At 50.2% G+C, this 17,517-nt stretch carries 14 protein-coding genes; 6 read left to right on the top strand and 8 right to left on the bottom strand.

What is annotated here, in order from left to right; translation table 11 throughout:
* Window positions 1–108: 108 nt before the first annotated feature.
* Complete coding sequence (clpB, locus tag HMPREF9069_RS00710; protein WP_035437896.1) at window positions 109–2,715, bottom strand: ATP-dependent chaperone ClpB; 2,607 nt, start codon at window positions 2,713–2,715, stop codon at window positions 109–111.
* Window positions 2,716–3,029: 314 nt separating this feature from the next.
* Here clpB and HMPREF9069_RS00715 point away from each other — a divergent pair, with 314 nt between their 5' ends.
* Complete coding sequence (locus tag HMPREF9069_RS00715) at window positions 3,030–4,004, top strand: type I phosphomannose isomerase catalytic subunit (RefSeq protein ID WP_021625162.1); 975 nt, start codon at window positions 3,030–3,032, stop codon at window positions 4,002–4,004.
* A 30-nt stretch (window positions 4,005–4,034) separates the two neighbouring features.
* On the opposite strand, the gene HMPREF9069_RS00720 is transcribed toward HMPREF9069_RS00715, so the two are convergent.
* The 7 genes from HMPREF9069_RS00720 to HMPREF9069_RS00750 form a co-directional block, all read right to left on the bottom strand.
* A complete protein-coding gene (locus HMPREF9069_RS00720; protein ID WP_021625163.1) occupies window positions 4,035–4,649 on the bottom strand; it encodes an HAD family hydrolase in 615 nt (204 codons plus the stop codon).
* Complete coding sequence (locus HMPREF9069_RS00725; RefSeq protein ID WP_021625164.1) at window positions 4,646–5,071, bottom strand: heat shock protein transcriptional repressor HspR; 426 nt, start codon at window positions 5,069–5,071, stop codon at window positions 4,646–4,648. The genes HMPREF9069_RS00720 and HMPREF9069_RS00725 overlap by 4 nt, the downstream gene beginning before the upstream one ends.
* The gene (locus HMPREF9069_RS00730) at window positions 5,061–6,014 is read right to left on the bottom strand and encodes a DnaJ C-terminal domain-containing protein (RefSeq protein ID WP_021625165.1); all 954 of its coding nucleotides are present in this window, start codon (window positions 6,012–6,014) and stop codon (window positions 5,061–5,063) included. Before HMPREF9069_RS00730 ends, HMPREF9069_RS00725 begins: the two co-directional genes overlap by 11 nt.
* A 105-nt stretch (window positions 6,015–6,119) precedes the next feature.
* Window positions 6,120–6,959 carry a nucleotide exchange factor GrpE gene (locus HMPREF9069_RS00735; RefSeq protein ID WP_021625166.1) on the bottom strand — a complete coding sequence of 280 codons (840 nt, stop codon included), beginning with the start codon at window positions 6,957–6,959 and terminating at the stop codon, window positions 6,120–6,122.
* Between the two features lie 12 nt (window positions 6,960–6,971).
* Window positions 6,972–8,879, bottom strand: a complete 1,908-nt coding sequence (dnaK, locus tag HMPREF9069_RS00740; RefSeq protein WP_021625167.1) for a molecular chaperone DnaK — start codon at window positions 8,877–8,879, stop codon at window positions 6,972–6,974.
* A 484-nt stretch (window positions 8,880–9,363) separates the two neighbouring features.
* Window positions 9,364–9,693 carry a hypothetical protein gene (locus tag HMPREF9069_RS00745; protein ID WP_021625168.1) on the bottom strand — a complete coding sequence of 110 codons (330 nt, stop codon included), beginning with the start codon at window positions 9,691–9,693 and terminating at the stop codon, window positions 9,364–9,366.
* 41 nt (window positions 9,694–9,734) lie between these two features.
* Window positions 9,735–10,229, bottom strand: a complete 495-nt coding sequence (locus HMPREF9069_RS00750; protein WP_021625169.1) for a DUF5067 domain-containing protein — start codon at window positions 10,227–10,229, stop codon at window positions 9,735–9,737.
* 404 nt (window positions 10,230–10,633) lie between these two features.
* Between HMPREF9069_RS00750 and yfcE the strand changes: the two genes are divergently transcribed.
* The 5 genes from yfcE (at window position 10,634) to HMPREF9069_RS00775 (ending at window position 17,297) form a co-directional block, all read left to right on the top strand.
* Window positions 10,634–11,191 carry a phosphodiesterase gene (yfcE, locus tag HMPREF9069_RS00755; protein ID WP_021625171.1) on the top strand — a complete coding sequence of 186 codons (558 nt, stop codon included), beginning with the start codon at window positions 10,634–10,636 and terminating at the stop codon, window positions 11,189–11,191.
* Window positions 11,192–12,095: 904 nt separating this feature from the next.
* Window positions 12,096–13,580 (top strand): glycoside hydrolase family 32 protein, encoded by a 1,485-nt coding sequence (locus HMPREF9069_RS00760; RefSeq protein ID WP_035437898.1) that lies wholly within the window; start codon window positions 12,096–12,098, stop codon window positions 13,578–13,580.
* A 23-nt stretch (window positions 13,581–13,603) separates the two neighbouring features.
* Window positions 13,604–14,902 (top strand): glycoside hydrolase family 32 protein, encoded by a 1,299-nt coding sequence (locus HMPREF9069_RS00765; RefSeq protein WP_021625176.1) that lies wholly within the window; start codon window positions 13,604–13,606, stop codon window positions 14,900–14,902.
* Between the two features lie 65 nt (window positions 14,903–14,967).
* Window positions 14,968–16,383, top strand: a complete 1,416-nt coding sequence (gtfA, locus tag HMPREF9069_RS00770; protein WP_021625177.1) for a sucrose phosphorylase — start codon at window positions 14,968–14,970, stop codon at window positions 16,381–16,383.
* 14 nt (window positions 16,384–16,397) lie between these two features.
* Window positions 16,398–17,297, top strand: coding sequence for an HAD-IIB family hydrolase (locus HMPREF9069_RS00775; protein ID WP_021625178.1), 900 nt, complete (start codon window positions 16,398–16,400; stop codon window positions 17,295–17,297).
* Window positions 17,298–17,517: the final 220 nt, after the last annotated feature.

A 17,517-nucleotide genomic window follows, 5' to 3' on the forward strand; every position in this document is an offset into this window, starting at 1 on the left:
TTTGTGCCTTCACAAATCGAGCCGCAGTCCGAATAGCTGCCATTTTGACAACTATAACCGAGCTGCGGCTCTATCGCATAGCAGAGCATAGCCAGAACAACATAGAACTTAAGATTCTGCACCGTCTCCCAGCTTCTGCGCGACCAGTTTGTCGCCTTCACCCACGTCTACTTGCACGGTATCACCCTCATGGAGCTCGCCTGCAATAATAAGGTTTGCAACATTATCAACTACCTGCCGCTGAATCAAACGCTTCAGTGGGCGCGCTCCGTAAATCGGGTCCAAACCGTCAAGTGCTAACGACCCAACAGCGCGCGGAGTCAGTCGCAACGTAATGCGCTCGTTTGCCAAACGCTCGCGCACATCAGCCAGCTGGATGTCAACAATTTTTTCAATATCATCCAAACCGAGTGCATGGAAAGTTACCACGTCATCAATACGATTGAGAAACTCTGGTCTGAAGGTCGCACGCAAAGCTTCGTTAACTTGACGCTGTATCTCCTTGGGGTCAGTAGTCGCATTTGCCGCAGCAATAAACTGACTTCCAACGTTACTCGTCATGATGATAATGGTGTTTTTAAAGCTCACCACACGACCCTGTCCATCAGTCAGGCGCCCGTCATCAAGCACCTGCAACAGCACATTAAAGACATCGGGATGGGCTTTTTCCATCTCATCCAGCAAAATGACCGAATACGGACGACGACGCACTGCTTCGGTAAGCTGACCACCCTCGTCGTATCCCACATATCCAGGAGGCGCGCCAATCAAGCGCTGGACTGAGAACTTCTCCATATACTCGGACATGTCGATACGAACAAGTGCTCGTTCATCATCAAAGAGATTCCTTGCGAGCGCCTTTGCTAGCTCGGTTTTTCCCACACCTGTTGGCCCCAGGAAGAAGAAGCTACCAATAGGCCTATTAGGATCAGCTAGGCCTGCACGACTACGACGTACTGCCGCAGCAACTGCAGATACTGCTTCATCTTGGCCAACAACACTCTTGTGCAGTTCATCTTCTAGATGCTTTAGCTTATCCATCTCACCTTGCATCATCTTTGATACAGGCACGCCAGTCCAGTTGGAAACCACCTCAGCAATCTCGTCAGTAGTAACCTCCTCTTTAAGCAGACCGCCAGATTCCTGCTTGGAGGCAAGTGCTTGCTCTGCTTCCTCATATTGGGCTTGGAGCTGCGGAATCGTGGAGTAACGCAGTTCGGATGCACGCGCCAAGTCACCCTCACGGGTTACCCGCTCCATCTCGTTACGCGTAGATTCAATTTGTGCTTTTAGATCCTGCACACGGTCAATCGCAACGCGCTCGTTTTGCCAGTCTGCTTTGACACTATCAAGTTTTTCGCGTGCCTCAGCAATCTCACGACGCAGGGTTTCCAGACGCTCCTTGGAAGCAGCATCCTCTTCCTTCATTAACGCCTGTTCCTCGATTTGCATCTGAGTAAGCTGACGTTCCTGCGCATCAATATCTGCCGGCATACTATCGAGCTCCATACGCAGACGACTTGCAGCCTCATCTACCAGGTCAATTGCCTTGTCTGGCAAGAAACGCTCTGAGATATAGCGGTTAGACAAATCTGCTGCTGCAACCAAAGCTGCGTCGGTAATACGCACACGGTGATGCTGCTCGTAGCGCTCTTTGATGCCACGCAAAATCGAGATAGTATCTTCCACCGTTGGCTCGGACACCAACACTGGCTGAAAACGACGTGCCAGAGCTTGATCTTTCTCGATGTATTTACGGTACTCATCAAGTGTGGTTGCCCCGATAGCATGAAGTTCACCACGTGCAAGAGCGGGCTTCAAAATGTTACCTGCATCCATTGAACCTTCGGTCGCACCAGCACCCACAATAGTATGTAGCTCATCGACAAAGAGGATGACCTGACCATCACTTTTCTGTACCTCTTTGAGAACAGACTTCAGACGATCTTCGAACTCGCCACGGTACTTTGCACCTGCTACCAGCGCAGACATATCAAGCTCAACAAGATCCTTGTCCTTGATAGTCGAGGGCACGTCCCCCGCAACAATACGTTCGGCCAAACCCTCAACAATGGCAGTCTTACCAACACCAGGCTCACCAATAAGCACAGGATTGTTCTTGGAGCGACGACTCAACACTTGAATAGTGCGGCGAATCTCCTCAACACGACCAATCACAGGATCAAGTTTGCCCTGACGAGCAAGATCGGTAACATTGCGTCCATACTGCTCGAGCGCCTTGAATTGGGGTTTTGAATCCTGCGAAGTCACATGCTCATCTCCACGAAGCTCCCCGTACGCAGCGCGCACACGCTTTGCCGTCACTCCCGCTGTCTTGAGCACAGAGCCTGCAGCACCACGGTCATCACATAGCGCAATGAGCAAATGCTCAGTTGTTACATAGGAGTCACCCATTTGAGAGGAGAGCTTCTCAGCAGTATCAATTACTTTGAGCAGGTTATTACCAATGCCCATCTGACCGCCAGCACTAGTCACTTTGGGCTGACGTGCAATAGCGTCGTTGACCACAGATTCAAGTTGCGTCGGATCGACACCAATACGCTCAACAATTGCTCTTAAATTTCGTTCATTAGAGTCAAGCAAAGCCTTAAGCAGATGAATCGACTCCATCTGGCCTGCATCTGCATCTGCCGCGATACCCATCGCTGCCTGCAGTGCTTCTTGTGCACTGACCGCCCATTTATCAATTCTCATACGAGCCTCCCCTTTGCCTTGCACCCACCTCAGCTGCGACTCTTTAGCTCAAGTCACATATTGGCACGCACCCTGGCACCTCACTGTTTATCGATGACAGTCTTCCCGCTCAAACAGCTTCCTAATCAAATCTAAGTCTCTTTATATAAGATTTTCTAAACTCACCAATATAGCTATATGGATTCCGTCTTGAGCATATTTCTGCTTTTCACTAAATGCGCTACCGTGAAGATGGAAAGTGCAGATGAGCTGCCAATCCCTTGGCAAGCAGAGCTCTGTAGCCACGTTTTGACACGGCTGATAAGGAGTAAGCAATGCAGGAAATGATTCGTCTAACACCGGCACTGGTTAACAAGATATGGGGTGGTACGCGCCTAGGCAGTCCTGCAGCTGGACAGGACAATTACGGAGAAGCATGGACTCTTTCTGCTCGCAATGATTATCCCAGCATCGTGGCTACAGGCACTGATGCTGGCAAGACCTTGGTCGAGTATCTTGCTGCACATCCCGAAGCTGCTGGTAGCAACGCCAATGTTATGGAGGCCTTCCCCACTCTCATCAAATTCATTGATGCTGCAAGTCCGCTGTCAATTCAGGTACATCCTGATGATACCTATGCTCGTAGCCACGGTATGCCCTACGGCAAGACCGAAATGTGGGTCATTGTTGATGCCGACCCTGGCTCCTTCCTCTATCTAGGCCTTCGTGAAGACATGACCCCAGACGAGTTTGCTGCAGCCATTGCTAATAACAGTATCGAAGAAAAGCTCAATCAGGTACCCGTCAAGCCAGGTGATGTCTTCTTTATCCGCGCAGGTCTGCTACATGCAATTGGTGGTGGCATTCTGCTTGCTGAAGTACAGCAAAATTCCGATACCACCTATCGCGTTTATGACTTTGGTCGTATTGATTCCCATGGCAAGACGCGGGAACTCCATGTCGAGCAGGCAAAAGAAGTTGCTTTGCTAGAGCAGCCTGGCTATTTAGGTGCGCCTGTACACCCCAGTGAAGTTACTGGAGGTACTCGCCAACTACTAGGCCAAGGTACGTGCTTCCGCACAGAGCGTTGGATTTTGAACGATACAGCAGAGCTTCCCATAACTGACAAAAGCTATGTTGCATTGATGATGCTTAACGGCAATGCTCAGGCCAAGCTAGGCGAGCAGATTGAGCACATAAAGGCTGGTGAGACCTGGTTTATACCTGCAGGTAATGCAAATCTGCAAATTATGCCTACAGATGGCGTCTGCACTCTGCTGCATGTATGTGTTCCCTCGCAAGAGGCATAGTTCTGCTTGGCAGCGTAATAACTCTAGGCACTAGTATGCGATGCCAAGTGTGCTGCTGACATAATTTTCAAAGGCAGTCACATCGCCGTTATACACATAACCAGCCATGCCGGCAACTTCCGCACCTGCGCAGTTGTCGGCATTGTCATCAACAAAAAGACAAGTTGCAGGCTCTAATTGATAACGCTCACATAAGGTAGTAAAGATAAGTGGATCAGGCTTCATAATGCGCTCAAATGCCGATACTACAAAGCCATCCATCAGAGGCATGCAGGGAATTAGCTCGCGAATCTTCCACCAACGAACGCCCGCATTGGACAGTAGATAGCAGCCATACCCAGCATTATGCAAGCGTTCTACCTGCTGATTCATAAGAGGCAAGGGCGTATGATATTCATTCCAGTGCAAACAAGTCTGGTGTAGTGGCTCCCACAAACGCTCGGGCAACTGACGCTGAGCAATCATTTCCATCGTGGCATCACTAATGGTACCTGAATCAAGCAAAGCCCAGCTTGGATGCAAAAATAAGGCATTACGAATAAGCAGAGCATCTTGATCATTGTCTACATAGAGATGGGAGTACAAATCAGGATTAAAATCCATGAGCACGCCGCCCATATCAAAGACAAAGTTTGTGATGCTCACCGCTCGTCCTTTCGCTCCCCATCATCTAACAAGCCACGCAAGACTTGTTCGGGACTGCCTCCATCATAGCGAGCAAGTGCCACAATACGCTCTTGCATACGAAATTCATGCACCTCGTCCTCAAGCTCACGAATACGTGCACGCATCTCGTCGTTTTCACTTACGAGCGCTTCGGTACGTTCACGCATGTCGAGGATGCGCACAACACCAGCCAAATTGATACCCTCATCAGTCAGCTTGCTAATAAGGTTGAGGCGCTCAATATCATGCTGTGAATACAGACGTGTGTTGCCGCGCGAGCGACCGGGATTCACTAAGCCCTTTTGTTCGTACACACGTAGGGTCTGGGGATGCATTCCCGTCAATTCGGCGGCAACGCTAATCATGTAGAGGGGCTTATCTTTGCCGTCACTACGAGACATAGCGCTCAACATCCTTTCGATATTCACGGTGGTCGGCATCGCGCAAATTCGAAAGCGCTTTGCGCTCATCAGCAGACAAACTCGTCGGAACCTTGATACGCACGGTCACATAGAGAGCGCCCTTATTATTTTTGCTTTTGACATCAGGTGCGCCCATGCCACGGAAGCGGAAAGTTTTACCATCCTGTGTTCCTGCAGGAACCTTAAGACGCACTGTCTCGCCATCCGGAGTGGGTACTTCTACCTGTGCGCCAAGCGCTGCTTCAAAGATAGAAATCGAGAGCTCCATGCGCACATCGGCACCATCACGCTTCCAAAGCGGATGCTCAGCCACACGCGTTGTCACCACCAGGTCGCCGCGAGCGCCGCCATTAGCACCAAATTCACCACGACCGCGATAGCGCAATTTGCCGCCATCCACTGCGCCAGCAGGCACTTTAACCGTAAGGCTCTGTCGTTCTCCCGTTGAAGGTATGGTGTAGCTCACTTTGCGCTGGGTTCCCACAAAGGCTTCTTCTGCAGTCACACTTACGTCTAGCGTAAGGTCTCCACCTTTGGATGGACGATTTTGAGCGCGACCCGCACCTTGTCCGTTAAAGATTGAGCTAAAGTCAAAGCCGCCAAAAGCGCCGTCGCCACCACGCATGCTGCCAAGAATATCTTCCCAGTTCATGCCGCCGCCATAGCTATAGCCACCTGCGCCACCCGCACCGCCAAAACCAGCTCCTGGAATACCACCAAAGGTCAAAAGCTGATCATATTCCTTGCGCTTTTGAGGATTGGAGAGAGTGGTATATGCTTCGCTTACTTCTTTGTACTTGGCCTCATCGCCGCCGCGATCAGGATGATATTTGGCTGCGAGCTTACGGAATGCCTTCTTAATTTCTGCATCGGAGGCATTTTTGCTCACGCCCAAAACGTCGTAATAATTCTTATCTGCCATGGCGGAAGCCGCCTCCTTTCGTTACATCGCGCCTACTCTTGCAGTGCGCATCTCAAAGATGCCAAACGTCGGACACCCGCAAGCAGGTGTCCGACAAAATCAAATCTAAGCCTCATGAGACTCTGTGGCGTCTGCATCAACATCAGTCGCCGCATCATCTTCCTTGGCAGGATCAGGACGCTTAGGGCCACCAAAGGTTACCTGCACCATTGCCTCACGAATAACCTTGCCACCCATGCGATAGCCACGCAGATATACTGCTGCAACTGACTCATCGTAGGCCTCTGTATCCTCCACGCGACCCACCGCCTGATGTTCTAGCGGATTAAAAGCGTCACCCAGAGGGTCAATGACTTCAACGCCTGCCTTACCCAAGATGGATACCATCTTGTCGTGGACAGCCTGCACACCAGCAACAAACTGATCAAACTGGTTGTCCTCAGCGTCCTCCTGCGCAGCCTTGCCAGCATGCTCAATAGCACGCTCCATGTCGTCTAGCACAGGAAGCAGAGAAACTACCAACTTTTCGCCCGCGCGATCACGTTCGTTGAGTCGTTCCTGAGCAGTGCGACGACGGAAATTATCCCAATCTGCCTGAAGTCGCAGCAAGCGGTCAGTAGCATCAGCTGCTTCTTTTTTTGCAGCGTCAATTTCGGCTTGGGCACCATCCAACTTATCCTGCAACTCGCTGCGCACTGCCTCAGCAGCTTTGACACGCTCGGCCTCCTTAGCGGCAATCTCTTCCTCTGCCGCCTGAGCTCCTGCACGCTTGGCCGCTTCAATTAGAGCCTCTTCGTCCAGCTCGGCCTCGGCGCCCATCTGGTCGTCGTCGACCTCGACTGAAACTTTCACGCCGTTCTCCTTTGGGTCCTGCCCGTTGGGGGCGGGGCTGGAAGTAGCCTCATCGGCCACCTCCTCTACCCTCTTCTCTTCCTTCTCGGACATGTCGGCCACCTACTAGTTCTGCTTGTTGTCGTCGTCGACAACCTCGTAATCAGCATCAACTACGTCGTCAGCGCTACCACCATCAGTAGGTGCACCCTGTGCAGTCTGTGCGTCAGTTGCGGAGTAAACAACCTGAGCCAAATCCTGGGCTGCAGTCTGGAGCTGCTCGCTTGCGGACTTAATAGTCTCAATATCGGTACCATCTAAGGCCTTGCGAACAGCAGCGATGCCATCTTCGGCTTTCTGCTTGGTGTCAGCAGGCATCTTGTCGCCGAGCTCCTTTAAGGTCTGCTCGGTAGAGTAGGCAAGGGAATCGGCCTGGTTGCGTACCTCAATCTCGTCCTTCTTGGCCTTGTCCTCCTCGGCGTGGGACTCTGCGTCCTTGACCATACGGTCAACTTCCTCATCAGACAACGCAGTAGAACCAGAAATGGTGATTTGCTGCTGCTTGCCCGTGCCGCGATCCTTTGCGGTGACCTTGACAATGCCATTGGCATCGATATCAAAGGTGACCTCAATCTGAGGCACGCCACGACGAGCCATAGGGATGCCCGTAAGCTGGAACTTGCCCAAGCTCTTGTTATCGCGAGCCATCTCGCGCTCGCCCTGCAGCACGTTAATCTCAACGGAAGGCTGGTTATCTGCTGCGGTGGAGTAGACCTCGGTTTTGCTGGTAGGAATGGTGGTGTTGCGGTCAATCATCTTGGTCATGATGCCGCCCATGGTCTCAACACCCAAGGAAAGCGGGGTAACGTCAAGCAGTAAGATATCGGAAGCACCAGAAGCACCAGAAAGCACGCCGCCCTGAACTGCCGCACCGTCGGCTACAACCTCGTCAGGGTTAACCGACATGTTGGGCTGCTTGCCCGTCATCTGACGGACGAGCTCCTGAACAGCAGGCATACGAGTAGAGCCACCAACGAGAATAACCTCATTGACCTGGGAGATCTGCAATCCTGCATCCTGAAGAGCTTTGGTAACAGGAGCTTTGCAGCGGTCAAGCAGGTCGCGGGTGATCTTTTCAAACTCTGCACGGGTCAGGGTGTAGTTGAGGTGCTTAGGACCGGTAGCATCAGCGGTAATAAAGGGGAGATTAATTTCGGCCTGCTGAGCAGAAGAAAGCTCCTTCTTTGCATTCTCGGCTGCATCTTTGAGGCGCTGAAGAGCCATGGGGTCGCTGCGGAGGTCGATACCGTTATCCTGCTGGAACTTATCAGCCATCCAGTCGATCACACGCTGGTCCCAGTCGTCGCCACCTAGGTGGTTGTCGCCGTTGGTTGCAAGAACCTCGACAACACCATCGGCAAGATCAAGCAAGGAGACGTCGAACGTACCGCCACCCAAGTCAAAGACCAAAATCTTCTGATCGATGTTCTTCTTGTCAAAACCGTATGCGAGAGCTGCAGCTGTAGGCTCATTAACGATGCGCTGTACGTTAAGGCCAGCAATCTTACCTGCATCCTTGGTTGCCTGACGCTGAGCGTCATTAAAGTAAGCGGGGACGGTAATGACAGCGTCGGTGATGGTCTCGCCAAGGGACTTCTCAGCGTCGGCCTTCATCTTGCCGAGAACCATAGCGGAAACCTGCTCAGGAGTGAAATCCTCACCATTAATCTCAACAACGGCGCGCTGACCAGTACCAGCCTTAACCTTGTAAGGAACGGTCTTGAGCTCGGAGCCAACCTCGTCATAGCGACGACCCATGAAACGTTTAATGGAAAAGACCGTGTTGGTGGGGTTGGTAACTGCTTGGTTTTTTGCAGCCTTACCGACAATGCGGTCGCCATCGGCACGGAAGCCCACTACGGACGGAGTAGTACGATCGCCCTCGGCGTTCACGATAATAGAGGGCTCGCCACCCTCAAACACTGCCATTGCTGAGTTGGTGGTACCAAGGTCGATGCCAAGAATTTTGCTCATATTGCTTCCTTTCCTTCTCCCTCTGCCCAAAGACCGAGAGTTTTAGTGCATTTTGGTGTCGCCGAGTCGCCGACGCCTTACCTATACAAGGCGATTGTTCCCGCGACGTATAATTTTATACATAATCTAAGTCTCTACACATTAGATTTTTTGTATTCATCAATTTAAGAATTCTTAAGCCACATTTGCTCAAGAAAATATAGCGTTGATTACTCAAAAACGATCACCATCACGACCACCCGTAATTAAACTGCATTCCGCGCAAAAAAATGCGCCCGTGAATGCTAAAGCTTTTGAAAGGGACTTTCGCCCGCAATGAAACTGCGCCTCGCACAAAGAGCGCGCAGGACTGGATTGATAATCCGCAGCAAAAGGCCGTACTCAGTTATGAAAACTGAATACGGCCAAGATGGCAATTTACATGAGAGACTTTTATATTGCTCGTCTCTTTTCTTGTCATACACCTTCTTTTATTGCGCCTTTTTTATCTGTGCAAAGCCAATAATGAAAGGACGGCTTCAAGCACGACAAACATGAAATACGGCGGGAACAAGACGATTGCCACGGTGTAGAGAATCGCCCCCGTAAGAGCAAAGCCCGCTTTGCGCATGAAGAGCCCAAGAGCATTAAAAATAACCGCTATACCTGCACAAATGAGATGTGGAGTCACCAATACACTTGCGAGAGCAGCACCAGCTTGATCTGTGGATGAACCAGCAGACATACTTGTACCCCAATACCATCCGCTATAGATGAGATAAAGCAGTCCCAAGATAAACGCAATAAGCAGTAAAATGTTTAGCTTCTTTTTCATTCCAAATGCCTCTCGTTAAACCTTATTAATTGCCGAATCAACTATGAAAGGCTAAAGGTCTTTTCAGCAAGAGGCTTGTCGCTCAGGCTAACAAGTTCCTTGACGGACACTTCTATGTCGGAGTCGTCAGCAACGCTATATGCAAGAGAGCAGGAAATAGTAGCACCCTTTTTGACGTTGTTCATGTAGTTGTCTGCATTGATATCGGTATCTGTAATCGCTACATCGCATTGGACGTTATTTTGATACACCTCAATACTGGCTGCACTAGCCATTGACTGAGGGTCATCGGAATTATTTGTAAAGGTAAAGTCGATAATTACGCAAGGCTTACCCTCATAATCTTGACCTTTTTTGCATCCGTCGATTGTTACTGCATAGTCAGAAGTTGCAGTCTCAGCTTTCTCTGCCTGAGTAGGTTTCTTCGCCTCATCAGAACCAGCATTGTTAGTGCTGGGAGAACCACCACAACCTGCGATTGGAAGCGCAATGAGCGCAGAAATTGCAAATACGCAGAGGCTCTTTTTGATTTCCATACTGTCTCACCTTTCAGTCAAGATCCTGTCTTGTGGCAAGGCAATGGTACGGGGGGGTTACTTTTCAAGAGTTAGCCGTTTAAAATCTGCGAGCGGACTTTTGGACGCAATTTTATGTATGGGCAAATTGCTTACGGGCACTTTGTCTATCCTTACAGACCCTTTGCTTGTCTAGCGCTCAATGGAGACTGGCTGATGCGCCATGGAACACCACCTTGGCCACCCCACAAGATTCCGTACACCTACTTCTTTTTCGTGAAGAAGGCCGCAATTACACACCATACCTACTATCTCCAAGCTATACCGCCGGCAACATACATATCCTAAACTGCATCGCTGACTTAAAGGTACAGCTGATTGGTGCATACTGAGTAGGATTACTTAAAAGAGATGGGACACCCACAATGAAGCTTCTCATTGCGTCTGATATTCACGGTGCAGCAGCTTGGTGCAAGAAGTTGATGTCTGCCATTGAACAAGAGCAACCTGACCGCGTGTTGCTGTTAGGCGACCTTCTCTATCATGGGCCACGCAATGATGTACCCGCTGATTATGCTCCGCGCGAGGTTATTGCAATGCTTAACTCCATTGCGACACAGATTGTGGCAGTCCGCGGCAATTGCGAGGCCGAGGTCGACCAGATGGTGCTTGATTTTCCTTGTCTCGCAGAAAGTACTGTAATTTTGGACAGTGCATCCGAAGGCAACCTACATGAGTTATTCCTCACCCACGGACACATTTGGGGCGCTGGACGAGATAACTCTATCGACCGCCTCCCGCCTCTGCCTGCACATACCAGTCTTGTCTATGGCCACACCCACATCAAAGCGAACGAAGCCAGTGTAAAACATCCCGATGTATGGCTGTTTAATCCAGGCAGCATTGGTATCCCCAAAGATGGAAGTCACAGCTATGGCCTCTACGCGAATGGACGCTTTGAGCACCGTATTCTAAACGACTAGTCAAATTCCAAACCTGCGACAGGCCCAGCCTTCCAAACTTGCGGCAAACCAATCGCGAGACTGTAAAAATAGAGACACTCAGAGGCTGTTTTGGGCGCCCAAAAATGCTTGTGTGATATTTAGTACCCCAACACAAAAAAGCTCGAAAAGTGCTCTATCTCCACGGTAGGGAAATCTGACTCAAAAATACCCCTCTTGAACTGTAGTTTTGTATGTGCTCATACTCAGCAAGCTGCAAACAAGACAAAATATCGCATTGCTGAGCTGTGATTTCTTGGGTCCTAATAAAAGCTGCTTTTTATTTTTAGTCCCAAAAACATCCACACTATTCTACCATTTATTTAGATATTTATATTTTTAACTGCTGTTTTATAAATATAGATGATAATAGTGTGGATGTTTTTACTCGCTTATCGTAGTTGTAGCCATAGCCCTTCAGACCTATACATCCACGCCTTATGTGTTTAACCCTCCCTATGCCCATACCTTGTGCTTTCAGACATCACGCGTTTAGCCCTCGCACGTTTAAACTTTACGCACCCAAACCCTCCATACCTAAACACCGTGCATTTAAGGAATGAATAGTTAATATTTTTAGCCCTGAGGAGCCCTTTTTAGTAGGAATGCGAACAAAAAGGCTTCCTCGGGGCTAAAAATATTAACTATCTGTATTATCTAGACAATTTGCACTACCCAAGCAGCTTGCGGAATTCATGCTATTTACGCGATTTGCATTAGTTACACCATTTACTAAGTACGGGCTAATAACCGCTTGCACAATCTAGGTACCATTCACCGTCATTTGCCTTAATATGGAATCGTTCTCAGATAGGATTGTGTGCAAGTATGTCGATAAGTCGCCAGCACCCATAAAGCTCGGCGACATATGTGGAAAGGACCCCGCATGAGTGATGAATCCTGGCGTCCCAAGCTCCATCTTGCCCCCTATAAAGGCTCAATCAGCGACCCCAACGGTCTCTGCCAATTCCGCGGAACCTACCATATTTGCTGCCAGAACGCCCCTGAGTATCCTGGCAACTTCGACAGCCCTCATGGCTGGGGACACTACGTCAGCCGCGACCTCGTAAACTGGGTCTTCCTCGGCTGCCAAGTCATGCCCGATTGCCCTTCTGACAAAGATGGCTCCTACTCTGGCGGCGCATATCTCGCCACACCCGCAGATGGTGCCGAGCACGACGGCGAAGTCTGGTACTACTACACTGGCAACATCCGTCTACCCGAAGGCGACGGCACACTCGCAGGCCGCCTTGCCAACCAAACGCGTATGCGTAGTTACAACGGCATCCACATGGGTCCCAAAGAAGTCATCCTCGATAACTCCGACTACCCTGCCTATTGTTCCAATCACGTTCGCGATCCCAAAGTTTGGAAGCAGAACAACTCTCTTCATATGCTCCTCGGTGCACGCACACGCAAAGACAGCCGCGGTGCCGTGCTGTGCTATCGCTCTGATGATGGCGCGAATTGGGAACTTGAAGGCTCTGTCACCAATACCGACAGCGAACCATTTGGCTATATGTGGGAGTGCCCCGACCGCATTGCTCTAACCGACGCACAAGGTACGGTTCATGAGTTTCTTGCCACATGCCCACAAGGCACAGATGAGCTTGGTCTGCCCTATATGCTTCAAAATGTGCACGGAAATGGCTATTTCCCTATTGATGGCTCGCTGCTGGACCTCTTGCACCAAGACCACGAACTTATGAATGCGCAGGCACCGCACCCTGCTATCGATCAGGCCACCTTTGTCGAATGGGATCACGGCTTTGACTTCTATGCGTGCCAGAGCTTCGTCGATGACAAGAACCGCACGCTTCTTGTAGGTTGGATGAGTCTCCCCCACGACAAAAATGATATTCGCCCCTATGACAATCCCACCGCCACCTGGCGCGGCTGCCTAACGGTTCCCCGCGAACTCACACTCAATGCCGATGGGCGCATCCTGCAAAATCCTGTTGCTGAAATCGACGCTCTCCGCGGCGAAGCTGTCCCCTTTAATGGAGCAAGTGCAACTATCCCCAAAGTCTCCGATCTCGTAATCTCCAATATTACAGGCGACGGCACTCTTCGCTTTGATGATGCACTCGAGCTGCGTTTTTCCAACGGTGAAGCAGAGCTCATCTTTACTGACGACGCGGTGGGCCAAGGTCGCAAAATCCGCCGCACCAAGGTTGGTGTCATCCATGACATCCGAGTCATCATGGATACTTCCGTCTTTGAAATCTTTATCAATGGTGGCGAGACTGTTTTTGGCACCCGCTACTTCACTGAAGCAGACAGCGTCCAAGTCAGCATGGACTTCCCCAAGGCTCAAGCCTGCTGGTATCCCATGTCCCCCGTCAGCATTAACTACGTCGTAGACCGTTAGGCGCCAAACTTAGAAGGGTTCGCATGCAAAGTATCAACTTTCATACGCAGCGTGGTTGGATGAATGACCCCAACGGCTTCATCTACTACAAGGGTGAGTACCATCTCTTTTACCAGTACTTTCCTCATGCGACACAGTGGGGCACTATTTGTTGGGGTCATGCTATTAGCCCCGATCTCGTGAATTGGGAGCAAAAAGATATTGCTCTCTTTCCTTCAAAGCCTGCCGACCAAAACGGTTGTTTTTCGGGCAGTGCCGTCGAAAGTGGCGGCAAGCTCCGTCTCTTTTATACCGGTGTGCACTACGACGAGTTTGATCCCGAGGATATCAATAAGTGCGTTCCTGGACATTTCACATCAGCACAGCTCACCATTGAGTCTTCCGACGGAAAAACTTTTAACAACTTTGATGACAAGTACGTTATCATCCCGCCCATTGATGATCCCGAGCTCGGAGACGCCACTCATACGCGCGACCCAAAAGTCTGGCAAGGTGCTGACGGTTGGTACCTCGTGCTAGGTAGCAATATTCATCGCAAGCAGGGCGAAATCCTTTTTTACAAGAGCCAAGACCTTATGAACTGGGAGTATGTCAGTCGTACGCTTATGGATCCCCAGTTAGGCTGGATGTGTGAGTGTCCCGACCTCTTTGAGGTTGAGGGCGGTACCGTATTGCTTGCATCTCTGATGGGCTACGAGGGCGGTGATGACGATCAAAGTGTCTGCTTTGTTGTCGATTACAACAAAGACGATTGCTCCATCGACTTTACTGGAGAGCGCCGCCTTACCGATTATGGCCATGATTTCTATGCCCCCCAAACTACGACTGATGCCACAGGTCGTCGAGTAATGGTGGGCTGGATGCGTATGCCCGAACCCATCGACAATAAGTGGATTGGTATGTTTACCGCTCCACGTGTCGTCGAGGTTGTCGATGGTCACACTTACTTCCGCCTGCACCCCAATATCCGTCGCGCGCTAACGCAGCGCACTAACACACCCACGCATCACCGCCCCTACCTTTTTGGTACTACACTGCGCGAAGGTGATCATATCGACTTTGGTGGCTTGCGCGTATGGCAAGACAAAAACCGCGTCCACGTTGACCGGAGCAAAGTTTATCGCCCACGTGAAAACTTTATGCATATGCATTCCGAAACGCCTGAGGTCGGTACGGAAAACAAGATCGAGATGCTGGTACACGGCCATATTGTCGAGATTTACGTTAACGACGGTGAGTATGTCATCAGCAATATGGTCTACGGATTGGGCAATTCACTATCAACCAACTCGTCAGCCGACTTCACCATTTTGGGCCTTTAGAACAAGCAAAACAGCAGGTAGTCACCAACGGCCAAGCTAGAGCACACCAGCTATAGGAGAGTCCTATGAAGTTCGAAAACAAAATCATGCTCATCACCTACGCCGATAGTCTCGGCAAAAATCTCCAAGATCTTGAGCACGTGCTCGCCAAGCACTTTGACAAAGCTGTTGGCGGGGTGCATATTTTGCCCTTCTTCCCCAGCTCTGCTGACCGTGGTTTTGCGCCCATGCGCTACGACATCGTCGATCCCAAATTTGGTAGCTGGGATGATGTGCGTCGTATAGGCGAGAGCCGCTACTTAATGTTTGACTTTATGATTAACCACATATCCCGCCAGTCACCCTATTTCCAAGACTTTTTGGAGAAGAAAGACGATTCAGAATTTGCCGATTTCTTCATCCGCTACAAGGACTTTTGGCCAGGAGGAGCTCCTACCCAAGAGCAGATTGATACCATTTACAAGCGCAAGCCCAAAGCGCCAAGCATCGTGGCAGAGTTTGCTGACGGCAGCAAGGAGGATGTCTGGTGCACCTTTGGCGAGGAGCAGATTGACATTAATATCCACTCTGAGTGCGCTCAACGCTTTTTCCGCGAAACCCTAACGCATATGGCCGAAAACAATGCATCCATCATTCGTCTGGATGCCTTTGCGTATGCTGCCAAGCGCGCAGGAAGCAACTGCTTTTTTGTCGAGCCTGATACCACTGAGCTGCTCCAAAGCATGCAAGAGGTGCTTGACCCTTACCAAGTTATGGTGCTGCCTGAGATTCATGAACACTACAGTATCCAGATGCAAGTTGCCAGCAAGGGCTACTGGATTTACGACTTTGCTCTACCCGTGCTGACTCTACATGCTCTTTACTCAGGCAATGGCAGCTATCTTGCCCATTGGCTCAAGATGAGCCCCAAGCACCAGTTCACCACCCTTGATACCCACGATGGCCTTGGCATTGTTGATGTCAAGGATCTGCTTCCCGACGAGGCAGTTGACTACACCAAAGAAAAGATGTTCTCCGAAGGTGCCAACGTAAAGAAGGTATACAACACCGAGGCTTATAACAATCTTGATATTTATCAGGTCAATACCACCTACTATTCGGCGCTGGGCAACAACGACGATGCATATCTGCTCGCACGTGCAATTCAGTTCTTTGCACGTGGTGTACCCATGGTCTACTACGTAGGCTTACTTGCAGGTAGCAATGATATCGAGCTACTAGAATCTACCAAGGAAGGCCGCAATATCAACCGCCACTATTACAGTGTTGAAGAGATTGACCGCGAGGTAGAGCGTCCTGTTGTACGCAAGCTACTCGAGATGATGGAACTACGCAATACTCATCCTGCTTTTGATATCGAAGGTGAACTCGAAGTTAGCGCAACGGATGATCAGCTTTGCATCCGCCGCAGCTCAGGTGATGCTTGGGCTCAACTTGATGCCAACCTGACCACACGCAGCTTTGAGATTTCGCATTCTTAGCAAAGGAGCAGTACATGCTACCCGCAAACTCGCACAATCCTCAAGGTATTGGTGCGGCATTTTACGACCTAGATGGTACTATTTTGGATTTGACCCGCGTCTCCAAGCGCACGATTGCCGCAATGGAAGCGGTACATGCGGCAGGCTGTGCCAATGTGATTTCCACTGGACGCAACTTGCCCATCGTGCCCGATGCGGTCAAGCTCCCCTGCGTTGACTACTACATCACCGTCAATGGTGGGCAAATTCTTGATGCGGATGGCAATCATCTGCTAAGTAAAGCGATTCCCCGCAATATGGCGCTTGAGCTAGCTCATTGGCTACATTCCCGCGGCGCAGGTCTCAACGTGCTGACCTCAACAGGAGCTTATTTTGAAAATCGCCTAGTGTCCTACATGACCCAAGCCGTACATCGCACCGACAGTGATAGCACCTTAAGCGATGAGGGTCTAAGCGATGAAATCACAAGCCTGCCCAATCGTTTTACCGTCGAAGATGTCGAACCTCAAATCCTAGCAGTTGATGACAAGACAAACTTTGTCGAGAAAATGGGTGCTTGCTTTGACACAGCAAAAGACCTTGCTCGCGATGTGACTGAGCTAGAGAAGCGCGGTGATTTGCAGATTGCCACGGTAACTCCCACAGAAATTGAGATTACGCTCAAAGGTGTTGAAAAAGGCTCTGGCATTGAATGGATACGCAAAGAGCTGGGCCTAGACAAGTCACAACTTGTAGCCTTTGGTGACTCGGGCAATGATTTGCCCATGGTGCCTTATGTGGGTACATTTGTTGCAGTAGGCAATGCTTCCGATGAAGTTAAAGCTCAGGCCACCTGTATCGTTGACAGCATGTGGGAAGACGGCGTTGCCAAATGGCTCGAACACGCGCTTAAAGGCGAATGGTACGAAGTCTAGCATCACTGCAACAACAAGATTTTACACGGGCACCCAAAAGCCACGTTCTACTTCATGCCAGATACCAAAAGCCACACTCTGTTTCATATCAAGTGCCAAAAGCCACGGATCGTTTCAACCAACAAGGCTTTGCTTGCCAAACGCCACGTTCTACTTCACCTTTTTTGCCAAAAGCCACACTCTGTTTCATGCGAAAAAAATCTACCTGCGCAAACGTGAA

This window comes from Atopobium sp. oral taxon 810 str. F0209 (assembly GCF_000466405.1).
In the GTDB taxonomy this organism is placed as follows: domain Bacteria; phylum Actinomycetota; class Coriobacteriia; order Coriobacteriales; family Atopobiaceae; genus Olegusella.

Bases quoted from the DNA above. Each gene is read 5' to 3' on its own strand.
- gtfA (WP_021625177.1), top strand. From the start codon at position 14,968: ATGAAGTTCGAAAACAAAATCATGCTCATCACCTACGCCGATAGTCTC.
- HMPREF9069_RS00760 (WP_035437898.1), top strand. From the start codon at position 12,096: ATGAGTGATGAATCCTGGCGTCCCAAGCTCCATCTTGCCCCCTATAAA.
- HMPREF9069_RS00725 (WP_021625164.1), bottom strand. From the start codon at position 5,071: ATGTCTCGTAGTGACGGCAAAGATAAGCCCCTCTACATGATTAGCGTT.
- HMPREF9069_RS00745 (WP_021625168.1), bottom strand. From the start codon at position 9,693: ATGAAAAAGAAGCTAAACATTTTACTGCTTATTGCGTTTATCTTGGGA.
- HMPREF9069_RS00750 (WP_021625169.1), bottom strand. From the start codon at position 10,229: ATGGAAATCAAAAAGAGCCTCTGCGTATTTGCAATTTCTGCGCTCATT.
- clpB (WP_035437896.1), bottom strand. From the start codon at position 2,715: ATGAGAATTGATAAATGGGCGGTCAGTGCACAAGAAGCACTGCAGGCA.
- HMPREF9069_RS00735 (WP_021625166.1), bottom strand. From the start codon at position 6,959: ATGTCCGAGAAGGAAGAGAAGAGGGTAGAGGAGGTGGCCGATGAGGCT.
- yfcE (WP_021625171.1), top strand. From the start codon at position 10,634: ATGAAGCTTCTCATTGCGTCTGATATTCACGGTGCAGCAGCTTGGTGC.
- HMPREF9069_RS00715 (WP_021625162.1), top strand. From the start codon at position 3,030: ATGCAGGAAATGATTCGTCTAACACCGGCACTGGTTAACAAGATATGG.
- HMPREF9069_RS00775 (WP_021625178.1), top strand. From the start codon at position 16,398: ATGCTACCCGCAAACTCGCACAATCCTCAAGGTATTGGTGCGGCATTT.
- dnaK (WP_021625167.1), bottom strand. From the start codon at position 8,879: ATGAGCAAAATTCTTGGCATCGACCTTGGTACCACCAACTCAGCAATG.
- HMPREF9069_RS00730 (WP_021625165.1), bottom strand. From the start codon at position 6,014: ATGGCAGATAAGAATTATTACGACGTTTTGGGCGTGAGCAAAAATGCC.
- HMPREF9069_RS00765 (WP_021625176.1), top strand. From the start codon at position 13,604: ATGCAAAGTATCAACTTTCATACGCAGCGTGGTTGGATGAATGACCCC.